This is a genomic window from Mycolicibacterium brisbanense (assembly GCF_001570425.1).
Classification (GTDB): domain Bacteria; phylum Actinomycetota; class Actinomycetes; order Mycobacteriales; family Mycobacteriaceae; genus Mycobacterium; species Mycobacterium brisbanense.
Genome location: NZ_BCSX01000021.1, coordinates 137,541 through 150,186 on the forward strand (window position 1 = coordinate 137,541; position 12,646 = coordinate 150,186).

11 protein-coding genes are annotated in these 12,646 nt (G+C 67.2%); 8 read left to right on the plus strand and 3 right to left on the minus strand.

The window, feature by feature from the left end:
* Nucleotides 1–8: 8 nt before the first annotated feature.
* A complete protein-coding gene (locus tag RMCB_RS10610; protein ID WP_062828918.1) occupies nucleotides 9–773 on the minus strand; it encodes an SDR family oxidoreductase in 765 nt (254 codons plus the stop codon).
* A 77-nt stretch (nucleotides 774–850) separates the two neighbouring features.
* Here RMCB_RS10610 and RMCB_RS10615 point away from each other — a divergent pair, with 77 nt between their 5' ends.
* Nucleotides 851–1,768 (plus strand): LysR substrate-binding domain-containing protein, encoded by a 918-nt coding sequence (locus RMCB_RS10615; protein WP_063979602.1) that lies wholly within the window; start codon nucleotides 851–853, stop codon nucleotides 1,766–1,768.
* Nucleotides 1,769–1,956: 188 nt separating this feature from the next.
* Nucleotides 1,957–3,750, plus strand: coding sequence for a CocE/NonD family hydrolase (locus RMCB_RS10620; protein WP_062828919.1), 1,794 nt, complete (start codon nucleotides 1,957–1,959; stop codon nucleotides 3,748–3,750).
* Nucleotides 3,751–3,766: 16 nt separating this feature from the next.
* Here the strand turns inward: RMCB_RS10620 and RMCB_RS10625 are convergent, their stop codons facing one another.
* Nucleotides 3,767–4,870: an FAD-dependent oxidoreductase gene (locus tag RMCB_RS10625; protein ID WP_062828752.1), complete on the minus strand. Its 1,104-nt coding sequence runs from the start codon at nucleotides 4,868–4,870 to the stop codon at nucleotides 3,767–3,769.
* Nucleotides 4,871–4,900: 30 nt separating this feature from the next.
* On the opposite strand from RMCB_RS10625, the gene RMCB_RS10630 reads away from it, so the two are divergent.
* The gene (locus RMCB_RS10630; protein WP_062828753.1) at nucleotides 4,901–5,788 is read left to right on the plus strand and encodes an LLM class flavin-dependent oxidoreductase; all 888 of its coding nucleotides are present in this window, start codon (nucleotides 4,901–4,903) and stop codon (nucleotides 5,786–5,788) included.
* Between the two features lie 13 nt (nucleotides 5,789–5,801).
* Here the strand turns inward: RMCB_RS10630 and RMCB_RS10635 are convergent, their stop codons facing one another.
* Nucleotides 5,802–7,217, minus strand: coding sequence for an APC family permease (locus tag RMCB_RS10635; RefSeq protein ID WP_201028267.1), 1,416 nt, complete (start codon nucleotides 7,215–7,217; stop codon nucleotides 5,802–5,804).
* 297 nt (nucleotides 7,218–7,514) lie between these two features.
* Here RMCB_RS10635 and RMCB_RS36815 point away from each other — a divergent pair, with 297 nt between their 5' ends.
* The 5 genes from RMCB_RS36815 to RMCB_RS10655 all read left to right on the plus strand — a co-directional run bounded on the left by RMCB_RS36815 (nucleotide 7,515) and on the right by RMCB_RS10655 (nucleotide 12,645).
* Nucleotides 7,515–7,643: a hypothetical protein gene (locus RMCB_RS36815; RefSeq protein ID WP_264028876.1), complete on the plus strand. Its 129-nt coding sequence runs from the start codon at nucleotides 7,515–7,517 to the stop codon at nucleotides 7,641–7,643.
* Between the two features lie 110 nt (nucleotides 7,644–7,753).
* Nucleotides 7,754–8,950, plus strand: coding sequence for an esterase family protein (locus RMCB_RS10640; RefSeq protein ID WP_029370380.1), 1,197 nt, complete (start codon nucleotides 7,754–7,756; stop codon nucleotides 8,948–8,950).
* A gap of 18 nt (nucleotides 8,951–8,968) precedes the next feature.
* The gene (locus RMCB_RS10645) at nucleotides 8,969–10,456 is read left to right on the plus strand and encodes an FAD-binding oxidoreductase (protein ID WP_062828755.1); all 1,488 of its coding nucleotides are present in this window, start codon (nucleotides 8,969–8,971) and stop codon (nucleotides 10,454–10,456) included.
* 25 nt (nucleotides 10,457–10,481) lie between these two features.
* The gene (locus RMCB_RS10650) at nucleotides 10,482–11,405 is read left to right on the plus strand and encodes a fumarylacetoacetate hydrolase family protein (protein WP_062828756.1); all 924 of its coding nucleotides are present in this window, start codon (nucleotides 10,482–10,484) and stop codon (nucleotides 11,403–11,405) included.
* Between the two features lie 130 nt (nucleotides 11,406–11,535).
* Nucleotides 11,536–12,645 (plus strand): GGDEF domain-containing protein, encoded by a 1,110-nt coding sequence (locus RMCB_RS10655; RefSeq protein ID WP_062828757.1) that lies wholly within the window; start codon nucleotides 11,536–11,538, stop codon nucleotides 12,643–12,645.
* The last annotated feature ends 1 nt before the right edge of the window (nucleotide 12,646 follow it).

Genomic DNA, 12,646 nt, shown 5'->3' on the forward strand with positions numbered 1-12,646 from the left:
CGCGCTGCTCAATGTCCGTGCGGGTCAGCGCTGTTGAGCGTCGCCACCACCTGGTCGTAGTCACCGCGAGCCTCGCCGTACCGGAGGAACTTCACCCGCTCGACCTGGATCTCCTTGGCATCGGGCTGGCTTTCCAGTAGGCCGATGACCTCGCTGACGAATTCGTCGAGCGGCATCGCGAAGCTGCTCTCACGCTGGCCCGGAAGCAGGTCGGTGGCCACCGAGGGCGGCACGAGTTCGACGAGTTTGACGCTGGTGTCGGCCAATTGCAGCCGCACCGATTCGGTGAGGATGTGCACGGCCGCCTTGGAGGCGTTGTAGCTCGGCGTGGCGCGCAGCGGAGCGAACGCGAGGCCCGAGGACACCGTCACGATCGTCGCGTCCCGCTGCGCTTGCAGATGCTCGATGAACGCGGCGATAAGCCGAATGGGCCCAAGCACATTCGTGGTGATCACCCGTTCGGCTGAAGCCAGGAACGATTCGGGCGCGTGCCAGTCCTCGACGGCCATGACGCCGGCCATGGCGATGACGACGTTGAGTTCCGGATGCTTGCCCATCACGGTGGCGGCAGCGGCGCGAATGCTCTCGGGATCGGTCGTGTCGATCTGCACGGTGTCGAGTTCAGGGTGCTCGGTGGCGATCTCGTCGAGCAGCTCGGTGCGCCTGCCACCGACGATGACGGTGTTTCCCTTGGCCTGCAAAGCCAATGCCAACGCGAGGCCGATGCCGCTCGTCGAGCCGGGGATGAAGATGGTGTTGCCGGAAATCTGCATGTGCCTGCCTTCCTGTCTCGACTGCCAGCGTTCCAGCACACCAGCGATAAGTCACATGCATCTTTAAGATGATCAATATGCACACGACGCATATCGAGCGGGCGGATCTCAACCTCATTCCCCCGCTGGTAGCGCTGCTGGAGGAACGTCAGGTGTCCCGAGCGGCCACGCGTATCGGCTTGAGCCAGCCCGCCATGAGCCGCGCCCTGCACCGGCTGCGGCGCCTGCTCGACGATCCGCTGCTGATCCGCGACGCCGCAGGCTACCGACTGACCCCACGCGCCGAGACCATCCGGGCCCAACTCGACATGGTGCTCCCTGCGCTCGAAAACCTATTCGCTCCAGAGCAATTCGATCCCGCCAGCTCGTCGCGACCGGTGAACGTCGCCGGCACCGACTATGCCGTGCAAGCGTTCGGTTCTGCGATCTGCCGGGAGGTGATGCGCCAGGCGCCACAAGCCCCGGTGCACTTCCACAGCTGGCGGCGCGAAGGGGTGGCCGATCAGATCCGCAACTCCACGATCGATCTTGGCCTCTACGGCGGCCAGACGACCGACGAGATGCGCTGCGAGCAGGTGTTCGTCGAGAGGTTCGTGTGCGTGGTTGCTGCCGACCACCCGCTGGCCGATGCAGGCGGGATCACACTGCGCGACTATCGGGATGCCCGCCACGTCATCGTGGACGTGCACGACGGCGGACAACCCGACGTCGACCTTCCGCTGGCGAAACTGGGTGTGGTCCGCAATGCTGCGGTCACGGTTGCCTACCACGCCGCGGCCCCGCAGTTCCTGCCCGGCACCGATCTGGTCGCCACGCTGCCGAGACAGCTCACCGGCGTGTTCGCAACGCCGGATGCGCTCGTGGTGCTGGATGCACCGAAAGAGATCGCGACGATGCCGTACCGCATGGTCTGGCATCCGGCCTTCGACGACGACCGGCGGCACCAGTGGCTGCGTGCGTTGGTGCGATCGGCGGTCCGCCAGACCGTGGGGTGATGCGCCGAGCCCGAGTTTGCTGTCATACCGTCTATCTAGTCGGCACGACGTCAAGGGAGACGCGAATGGCGAACCGGTTGCAGGCCGTGCGGGAGAAGGCCATGGCCAGCTGGGCGGCAGCGCGCACGCGCAAAACCAGCCCATCGCCGCTCGAGCCACCGTGGACGCCGAAACCTGCGAGCTACGGCATCGGTGTACATCACAACGTCGCGGTCACCGTGCGCGACGGCACCGTGCTGCGGGTCGATGTCCACTACCCGACCATCCCGGAAACCGGCGAGCCTGCGCCCGGCCCGTTCCCCGTTCTGCTGTCCATCACGCCCTACGGCAAGAAGGCGCCGCCGCCGGCCGCGCAGATCGGCGGCGGCGCAACCCCGTATCTGATCCGGCGCGGCTACATCGAGGTGATGGCCGATGTCCGCGGCACCGGGGTGTCGGGCGGATCATTCGAGATGCTGGGTGCCGAGCAGGTCACCGACGGCGTGGATTTGGTCAACTGGGCCGCGCAACTGCCGAATTCCAACGGTCGCGTCGGCATGTTCGGCATCTCCTATCTGGCCATCAACCAGCTGCTGACTGCCGCAGCAGTCGGCCGGGACTCACCGCTCAAGGCGATCTTCCCGGTGATGGCCGCCAACGACTTCTATCGCGACGTGGTCACCATGGGCGGTGTGCCGCACATGCGCACGGTGCGGGCCTACGGCGCGGTGTATTCACTGCTCAATGTGGTCAATTCGACGCTCGAGTTCGCCAACCGCGGGCCGCACGAGCGGCCGCGGGCCGGCGGGCTGGCCGGCGTGCGCCAACGCGGACGCGACCAGCGGCAGTACTTCAAGACGATGACCGCCGACGCAGCTTCCGGCGGGGACACCGCGTTCGACGGCCCGTTCTGGGACAACATGCGAGCCAGTGGCGTGTTGCCGAAGATCGTCGAGAACGACGTGGCCGTGTTCCTGATCGGCGGATGGCACGACGCGTTCCAGCGCGGCGCCCCGCTCAATTACGCCGCGCTGCAGAACACCTTTGCGGGCCGGCCCGCCGACGCGCCCATGGAGCCGGGACAGCGGACCTCCGAGCGCATCCAGCTCATGATGGGTCCCTGGTACCACGTATCCGACCTGGACGGCTTGCATCTGCATGCCTTGCAGCTGCGCTGGTTCGACCGGTGGCTCAAGGACTCCGAGGACGCGGCGGTCGCCGGCGCACCGCTGCGGTTCCAGGCGATCGGCAGCCGCCAGTGGTTTCACACCAGCGAATACCCGTTCCCGGAAGCCACCCCCACGCCGTTCTTCCTCGCCGACGGTGGCGTGCTGCGGGCGGACGCCGACCCGGACGTGACCGAGGCGACGCTCCGGTACACCGCACGCGGGCCGATCTCGGGACGCAGCCTGGAGCAGTGGAGCCTCGGGATGGGCAGCTTCATGGTGTCGCAGACCGGCGGGCGCATCCGGTACGACCTGGACAGCAGCAAACCTCATCGGGAGGCACTGACCTACACGACGGCCGCGTTCGAGACGCCGCAGTTGGTGGCGGGCCCGGTAGGGCTGACGGTGCATGCGCGGGCCAGCACGTCGGAGACGCTATGGGTGGCGTATCTGGACGACGTGTCCCCCGACGGCGCCAGCCGTCCACTGACCGAGGGCGCCCTGCTCGGTTCGCACCGCACGCTCGATCCCGACAAGACGTGGTATCTGCCCGACGGCAGGGTGCTGCGGCCGCATCACCTCAGCACCCGGGCCGCCGTCCTCCCGGTGGTGCCGGGTCAATTGACGCGCTACGACATCGAGGTGTTCCCGACGGCTGCGCTGATCGAACCCGGTCATCGGTTGCGGCTGACCCTGACCACCTACGACTTTCCGCATCTGGTGCCGACCAGACCGGCTCGCCGCGCTCTGACCGGCGGGGTCTACCAGGTCCGCCAAGGCGGCGAGTCACCGTCGCAGATCGTCATTCCGTTGGCCGATCCGGCGGTGTTCGGCTGAGGATCTCGACCTCGAATCAGTCCCGCACGCCGCGATAGATACCGCGTCGCACGATCCACGGCTGCACGATATGCCGCACCGACCAAGCCGGGAACCGGAACGCGGCACCGGTCGGGGCGAACACCTCGAGCCCTTCGGGCTGAGCGCCGAGCACCGAACCCCACCGCGCCGTCGGCGGCCGGTACTCCCGCAACGGGCGAGAGGCGAACTCGGCGAGGACATTTCGGGCCAACAAGCCGTCGGCGCGGTTGCGTGCCGATGATCGCAGCGGGTCGGTGGCGGCGACGTCGCCGATCGCGAACACCCCGCGATGCCCGGGTACCCGCAGATCCGGCGTGACGCGGACGAAGCCGTGCGCGTCGAGCAAATCGGCGGGCAGCCAATCGGTGTTCGGCCGCACCGCCCCGATGGCCCAGAGCACTGCATCGGCGGACACGGCGGACTGGCCGGTGGTGAAAGCGACTGGGCCGGTGGTGATCTCGTCGCATGTCGGCGGCACGACGGCGCGGTGGCCCGGGTGCAGCGCTACCCCGGCATCGGCGAGACGACGCTGCACCCGCGCCCAGGTCCGCCGGTGGTGTCCTGGCAATGCGCGCTCGCCGGGGAAGTACAGCGCGACACGCTTGCCGGGCCACGCGCGGGCGACATTGGCCGCGGCGCTCACCGCGGCGGCACCGCCACCGACCACGGCGACCGAGCCAGAGCCGGCCAGCCGCTCGTGTACGGCCCGCAACTCGGCACCGACCTCAGCGGTCGACTGCAGTGTCGGTCGACGCCAGAAACCGTTGCTGACACCGGTCGCGATGACCAGCGTGTCGTAGGGTTCGGTGCTCAGCGCGCCGTCGGCCCGGGCCACCTCGACGGTTCGGCCGGCGAGGTCCATTCCGGTCAGGGTGCCGTGCACGGTGCGCACCCGGTCCAGGCCGCGGAACCGGTCGAAGCCGATCCAGTAGTCGCGAGCCCAATCGTCGGGCCGGGCCAGCCGCACTCCGAGTTCCTGACCACTGACCAACCCCGGTTTGACCGATATCCCGACCACGTCGGCCTGACGCGCGAGCCGGATCGCCGTGAGAACACCGGTGTCGCCGAGCCCGGCGATGACGACCCGTCTGCGGCTCATGTCAGTCACGCTATCCGTAGGGTTGGGACCATGAGTATCCGCACTGGTGCCGTATTCCGACCCGATTTCCCGCCCGCGAGCCTGCGTGCGGTCGCCGCCGCGGCCGATGCGGCCGGTACCGACGAATTGTGGCTGTGGGAGGACTGTTTCCAGCAGGGCGGCGTCGCTCAGGCCGCCGTCGCGCTGGCCGCGTCGGAACGCCTCGTGGTCGGCGTGGGGTTGATCCCCGCTCCGCTGCGCAACGTGGTGAGTACGGCGATGGAGTTCGCGACCCTCGAAGCAATGTTCCCGGGCCGCATCCGGATCGGCGTCGGGCACGGCGTCCAGGACTGGATGCGGCAGGCCGGTGCTGCGGTCGCCTCTCCGATGACCCTGCTACGCGAATACGTGATGGCGTTGCGGGCCTTGTTCGCCGGCGAAACCGTCACTGTGGCCGGGCGTTACGTCCAGCTGTCCGAAGTTGCTCTGGATTACGCACCGCCACAACAACTTCCGGTGCTGATCGGCGGGACGGGCGTGAAGACGCTGCGGCTGGCCGGCGAGATCGCCGACGGCGTAATCCTGGACAGCAGCTACACCCGCACATCGGTGAGCGACGCCCTCGCGCATGTGGCCGCGGGTCGCGCGGGCCGCAGCGACCCGTTCGACACCGTGGAGTTCATCGCGTGCGCACCGGGTGAAGCTGCCGCTGACCAGCTGGCTCACAAGGCCGCCACCTTGGGGCTGGCATCCGACGACGGGTTCGGGGTCGGCGGCACGGCAACGGATATCGCCACGGGCCTCAAGCCGTACCTCGACGCCGGGGTCAGCACGCCCGTACTGCAGCCTCTGGGGGCCGTCGACACCATGGCGGAGTTCGTCGCGGTGTGCGGTGAAGTCGCCTCGCGGATCGATTCGGCGGTAGACCAAGGGATTTGAGCGCGGCGCCCCGTCACTCGTCGCCGTGCTTGACGTGCGGCACCGGGGTGCCCTCCTCGGCAAGCGTCTCTTCTTCGATCTTCATCGTCATCGGTTGCCGGAAGCCACGGGTCAGGTACACGAGCAGGATGACACCGATGGTGAACCAGATGGCGCCGTATTCGAGCGCCTGGACGTGCAGCTTCGACCACAGCACCAAGGTCATGCACATGCCGATCACCGGCAGCACGATGTTGATGAGGATCTCTTTCGGTGTGCGTCGCTGCTTGAGCCGGATCGCGAAGTAGACCAGCACCGTGAGGTTGACGAACGTGAAGGCGATGAGGGCACCGAAATTGATCATCGCCGAGGCGAATTCGAGGGTGAACTTGATGGCCAGCAGCGACACGACGCCGACGATGACGACGGCGTGGGCCGGGGTGAGGAAGGTCGGGTGGATGTAGGCCAGGTACTTCGCGATCCGGCCCTTGCCGTTGCGCGCCATGACGTAGACCATGCGCGACACGCTCGCGTGCGACGACAGGCTCGATGCGACCATGGCGGCCAGCGCGGCCGACGTGAAGAGGATCTTGAAGAACTGGCCGCCCACCTTCAGCGCCATCTCGGGCAGCGTGTCGTCGGTGACCTCGAAGCCGTCCAGGTTCGGGAAGACCGCCTGGCTGAACCAGGCCGCCACGAAGAAGATGGCACCACCGATCAACAGGGCCAAGACGATCGCCTTCGGCACCGTGTTCGGGGTTTTGGCCTCTTCGCTGTACATCGTGATCGCGTCGAATCCGATGAACGAGAAGCACACCACTGTGGCGCCGGTGATGACAGCCGACATGTCGACACCCGCGTGGTAGAGCGGGTCGAGGGTCAGCGCCGTGCCCGCGCCCATGCCGTGACGTAGCGACAACCAGGCCAACACGATGAACACGCCGATCAGCACGGTTTGGAACACCACGAGGATGCCGTTGACGCGCGAGGTCCCCTTGATGCTCCACAGGTTGAACGCGGTGATCACGCCGACGTAGACCACGACGAACACCCACGACGGCGCGTCCGGGAAGAACGATTCGAAGTAGATGCGGCCGATGACCGCGTTGACCATGGGCAGCAGCAGATAGTCGAGCAGCGACGACCAGCCGACCAGGAATCCGGCGTTCGGGTGGATGACTTCGGAGGTGTAGGTGAACGCCGAGCCGGCCGACGGGTAGACCCGGGTCATCCGGCCGTAGCTGATGGCCGTGAACACCATGGCGACCAGCGCCACCAGGTAGGCGAGCGGGACCACCGAGTTGGTCGCCTCCGAGACGAGGCCGAACGTGTCGAACACCGTCATCGGGGTCATGTAGCCGAGGCCCAGGCCGACGATCGCCCACATACCGAGCGATCGGGACAGGTGTGGCGATCCAACTCCTGTAGTCAGCTGTTCGCCTTGCGCCACAGTGATCACCTTCCGCCCAGCCGATGTGTTTTCCGCTCGCCTGACGCATCTTGACACGTCGGCGAAACTCCGCGGTGCGCCTGTCGGGCGCACCAGGTGACCGAGTATTGCACTGTCCGGCTCGCCGAATTGCCGGATCAGTCAACTCCCCCGCGCAACGGACGCGCAGTTTTGGCAACTTCACAGCAACCATTCAGATTCTGTATGGAGCTGTCGCTCACAGTCGCATCGGTCGTCCGGAATCTGCGCTTCGAAAAGAGCGTTGCAAAGTGAATCCCGGCAAGAGAGGGACCCCCGATGACCACAATTCATGCACTGTTGCACCGGAAGGCACCAGTACGCGCCTCCGGCCTCCGGCGTCGTTACCCGTCGCGCTTCAGCTATCTGGAGCGCGCGGAGATGCACCGCGAGATGCTGCGGCTGTAAGACCGCCCCAGCTCACCGATCTGCATCGACATCGAAACGCCTTGATAACAGCCGGGTTACGCCGGGCGCGGCCGCGTCGGTATCACAGGCTGCATTGTTAGCTTGCCGATGTGACGGGGAGGTTTTTAGGCCGAAAGGTATGGCGGTTGGCTGCCGCCGCAAGCGCGACGCTGCTGGTCTCGGCACTGCTGAGTGTGGCCGGGGCACAACCTGCGGCGGCCTACTCACGCAAGGGCTTGCCGGTCGAACAACTCGAGGTTCCGTCGCCGTCGATGGGGCGCAACATCAAGGTCTCGTTCCAGCCCGGAGGCGGTCCGGCCAGTGCCGGCGGCACGCCCGCCCTGTATCTGTTGGACGGCCTGCGCGCCCAGGACGACGAGAGCGGCTGGGACATCAACACCGCGGCGTTCGAGTGGTTCTACCAGTCGGGCTTGGCCGTCGTGATGCCGGTCGGCGGACAGTCCAGCTTCTACACCGACTGGTACCGGCCCGCGGCGGGCAACTCAGGCACCACCACCTACAAGTGGGAAACGTTCCTCACTCAAGAGCTCCCGGCGTGGCTGGCCACCAACCGCAGCATCCGTCCGACCGCCAACGCCGTCGTCGGGCTGTCGATGTCCGGTGGTGCGGCACTGACGCTGGCCATCTGGCACCCGGCCCAGTTCATCTTCGCCGGCGCACTGTCCGGCTTCCTGAACCCGTCGCAGGGGTTGTGGCCCACCATGATCGGATTCGCGATGAAGGATGCCGGCGGCTACAACTCCACCGACATGTGGGGTCCCGCCAACGATCCGGCTTGGCGGCGCAACGACCCGATGGTCAACGTCGGGCAACTGGTAGCCAACAACACCGCGGTGTGGGTGTACTGCGGCAACGGCATTTCCTCCGACCTCGACTCGGCCGGCGGCGGCTTCGGCCAGATGTACAGCGCCCAGTTCCTGGAGAACATCACCGTGGATTCCAACAAGGAATTCCAGAAGCGCTACCAGGCCGCCGGAGGCCACAACGCGATCTTCAACTTCCCGCCCAACGGGACGCACAGCTGGGGCTACTGGGGCGCTCAGTTGCAGCAGATGAAGCCCGACCTGCTGCGGGTGCTCGGTGTCGGCGTCCCGCCGCCGGCCCCGGCTCCGGCCCCCGACGCCGCGCAGGTACCAGGTGCGGCGCCTGTTCCCGGAGCGGCACCCGTCCCCGGTGTGGCGCCCGTCCCCGGCGCTGCACAGGTGCCCGGTGCGGTGGCCCAAGTGCCCCAGGCCGCGCAGGTGCCGGCGGCGGTCGCCCCGATACCCGCGGCGTATCCCCGGTAATCGACTGCCGGCCCGGGCATGACCGAGATCTCGCGCCACGCCTTCCTGCGCGGCGCGCTCGGACTCGCCACTGCCGCAACGCTGGGATCGTGCCGCGACGGCGGCCCAGCCGGCCCCGTCAGTACTCCGCGGGCATCCGGCACAGCGACCACGCCAGCAGGGCCGCCGGACTGGAGCGCGCTGGCCGGCTCGCTAGACGGTCACGTCATCCTGCCTGACGACCCGCAGTTCGGTTCTGCCAAAGGCGTTTTCAACACCCGATTCGCCGATTCCACTCCCGCGGCGGTGGTCACCGTCGGCTCGGAGAGCGACGTCTCGAAGGCGGTCGCCTTCGCCGCAGCGCACGCCATCAAGATTGCACCCCGTGGCGGCGGGCACTCCTATATCGGCGCCTCGACCACCTCGGGAGCGATGGTCATCGACCTGCGCGGGCTCCCCCGCACCATCGACTTCGACGACGGCTCAGGCCTGGTCACGGTCGCTGCCGCCGTCGATCTCGACACAGTGCAGAGCGCGCTCGCCGAACACAACCGCTCCATCCCGACCGGAAGCTGCCCGAGCGTCGGGGTCGCGGGCCTGACGTTGGGCGGCGGGCTCGGAGCCGACGCCCGGCGCTACGGACTGACCTGCGACAGCCTGGTGTCGGCGACCGTTGTCGTGCCCGGTGGAGACACGGTCACGGCGTCTTCCGATGAGCACGACGACCTGCTGTGGGCACTGCGCGGAGGCGGGGGCGGGTGCGGTGTCGTCACCTCCTTCACGTTCCGCACCTACGCCACTACCGACCGGGACGTCGTCACGCTGGTTTTCCCGGAATCCGCTGCAGCACAAGTGATCTACGGGTGGCACGACTGGCTGGGCACGGCACAGCGGGAGACGTGGGGCATGCTCAACCTGACGTCAGGTCCAGGCCCCGAGCTGCAGTGCAGCGTCGTGCTGGCGACTCCCGCCCACACCGGCGACCAAGCGGCCGCGGCCGTCGCGGCCGCGATCGGCACGGCACCGGTGAGCACGCGCACCCAGACCCTCGGGCACATGGACTTCGTCCATTATTTCGAAGGCGGCAGCGACGCGACCCGGCCTCGGTCCTTCGTCGCAGGGTCCGACATCATCGCGGAAATGACCCACCCCGCTGCGGAATCCATCGTCGCCGCGATGTCGGCGTGGCCGAAAGACGCCGGCGCCGCAACCGCCGTCATCGAATCCCTCGACGGCGCGATCACCGATACCGCACCCGACGCCACCGCGTTTCCGTGGCGGCGGCAGGCCGCGTGTGTGCAGTGGTACACGGAACCACCGTCACCCACCGCGGTCGAGTCGGCCGCAGGCTGGCTGCGCGACACGCACCGGGCGGTGCAGACGGCCTCCGTCGGCGGGTACGTCAACTATGTCGAAGCCGGCATGCCGGCAGCCCGCTACTTCGAGCACAACCTGGATCGGCTGAACACCATTCGTTCGCACTACGACCCCGCCGGCCTGATCTACTCTGCGTTGGGCGCGCAGTGACCTGATCCAAGACCGACGGAGCACCATGAAACTACGACGGATCCGCACCGAGACCGGGTTGCAGCTCGAATGCTCTGATGCGGATGGCAATTGGACCGCACTGGCGGACAGTGCCGCGCTCGGCGGCAGGGTGTTCGACGCCGCCTGGGAGCAGGCGGCCGCCGATCGGCAGCTGCGGAACAGCGAGCATCTACTCCCGTTTCAACCGCTGTCGTTTCGCGACTTCATGCTCTACGAGCAGCACAACATCGACGCGGCCCGCGGTCTGATCCAGCGGTTTCACCCGGGGCTGCACCGCGTCACCGCGATCTACGAGCGCGTGACCGGGCACCCGGTACCGCAGTTCAAACCCAAACCGCTGTTCTACCGGCAGCCGATCTACTACATGTCCAACGCACAGACCTTTGTGCCGACCGGTACGCCGATGCCCATGCCCAACTATTCGCGCGCACTGGACTTCGAGCTGGAGCTCGGATTCGTGCTGGCCGCTCCGCTGTTGGATGCGACCCGCGCCGAGGCCACCGCTGCGATCGGAGCGTTCGTGGTGCTCAACGATTTCAGCGCCCGCGACGTGCAACGGGCGGAGATGACGAGCGGGCTCGGGCCGCAGAAGTCCAAGCACTTCGCCAGTTCGATGTCGGACACGGCCGTCACCGCCGACGAGATCCTGCCGCGCGTCGATGCGATCACCGGTTCCGTGGCGATCAACGGGTCTGTGGTCAGTACGGTCTGCAGCGCCGGGATGCAGCACACGCTCGGCGAAGTGCTCGCCCACGCGTCACGCAGCGAGCAACTCCTGCCGGGCGAACTCTTCGCAACCGGCACGCTCCCCGGCGGCAGCGGCATGGAGACCGGGAACTGGTTACGTGAGGGCGACGTCCTCACCCTGCGCCTCGACGGCATCGGCCAGATCGAGCACGTCATCGGCCAAGCGGCGACACCGGCGTAGCCAGCGGCGCCCGTCGATCCACTCAGCCTCGAGAAATGTTCAGCCGGACGGTAGCTGGCGAACCTCGTGTATGGCCAGCTACCGTACGTGAATGTCGTACATTCCCGCACATGCGGAGGTGTGAGGAATCATGGCCCGTGGGGTGAACGGCGTGCCGCAACAGCTTCACCAGTTCGACTGGCTCAGCACCTACATCGAGGATCGGGGTCTGCGGCGCCGCTGGCAGTGGGCGACCGCCCTGTACACCGCGGTGCTCGCGACGCTTCCGCTGTTGATGCTCTGGAGTCCGAATGGTCCCGATCACGCGCTTTCCAGGACGATCGCCGCGGGTATCGCTGCACTCGGATTTCTCAGTGCCATGGTCTGGCTGGTGCACTGGCCGACCCGGGGACAGTCGTCGCTGTTCCTGCTCGCGGCAAGCGCGCTGACCGGCATCGGTTGCGCTACCTTGTCCAACCCGTACTCGGCGCTGGTGGGGTGTGTGATCTTCGCGGTGCTCGGCGGATTCATCGCCTACTTCCACACCCTGCGTTACGTCATCGGCAACTTTGTGGTGTGCGCAGCATGCGCCACCATCTTCGCGGTACGCCTCATCAAGGACACCGGCGATATCGCCCTGACCGTCGCCACCACGGTGATGGTCGCGGCGCTCAACATCGGCGTGCCGTTCGGCATCCGGTCGCTCGTACACACACTGCGTTCGGATCTCACTGTGTCCGACCACGATCCACTCACCGGTCTGCACACCCGACGCGCCTTCTACCGCTCCGTCCAGGGCCTGGTGCGGCAACGCGCCGCCGGGGCACATCTGGTGGTCCTCGTGATCGACCTGGACAACTTCAAACTGCTCAACGACACGTGGGGACACGCACGCGGGGACCGGGCGCTGGCCCGGGTCGGCGCCGCCCTGCGGGAGAACTGCCCGGCGGCATCGGTGATCGGACGGCTAGGCGGTGAGGAGTTCGTCGTCGCCGACATCCACCGCACACCGCGACCCAACGAACTCGCCGAGCGGATCTGCCGGGCGATTGCGGCAATCCCCTTCCCGACCACCGCCAGTGTCGGTAGCGCCAGCGCTGCACTCGACGCTGCCGACCCATCTCGCGCATCGCAGTTCCTCGACGACGTCATCGACGCCGCCGACCTGGCGATGTACGCGGCGAAAAACGCCGGCGGCAACCAGGTCTGCCACTATGTCGATCTGCAACCCGCGGTCGCGGGAGAGGCAGACGGGTCGTAAT

Coding starts and splice junctions, on each gene's coding strand:
- RMCB_RS36815 (WP_264028876.1), top strand. CDS start 7,515: ATGACCACAATTCATGCACTGTTGCACCGGAAGGCACCAGTACGCGCC.
- RMCB_RS10645 (WP_062828755.1), top strand. CDS start 8,969: ATGACCGAGATCTCGCGCCACGCCTTCCTGCGCGGCGCGCTCGGACTC.
- RMCB_RS10650 (WP_062828756.1), top strand. CDS start 10,482: ATGAAACTACGACGGATCCGCACCGAGACCGGGTTGCAGCTCGAATGC.
- RMCB_RS10615 (WP_063979602.1), top strand. CDS start 851: ATGCACACGACGCATATCGAGCGGGCGGATCTCAACCTCATTCCCCCG.
- RMCB_RS10630 (WP_062828753.1), top strand. CDS start 4,901: ATGAGTATCCGCACTGGTGCCGTATTCCGACCCGATTTCCCGCCCGCG.
- RMCB_RS10610 (WP_062828918.1), bottom strand. CDS start 773: ATGCAGATTTCCGGCAACACCATCTTCATCCCCGGCTCGACGAGCGGC.
- RMCB_RS10655 (WP_062828757.1), top strand. CDS start 11,536: ATGGCCCGTGGGGTGAACGGCGTGCCGCAACAGCTTCACCAGTTCGAC.
- RMCB_RS10625 (WP_062828752.1), bottom strand. CDS start 4,870: ATGAGCCGCAGACGGGTCGTCATCGCCGGGCTCGGCGACACCGGTGTT.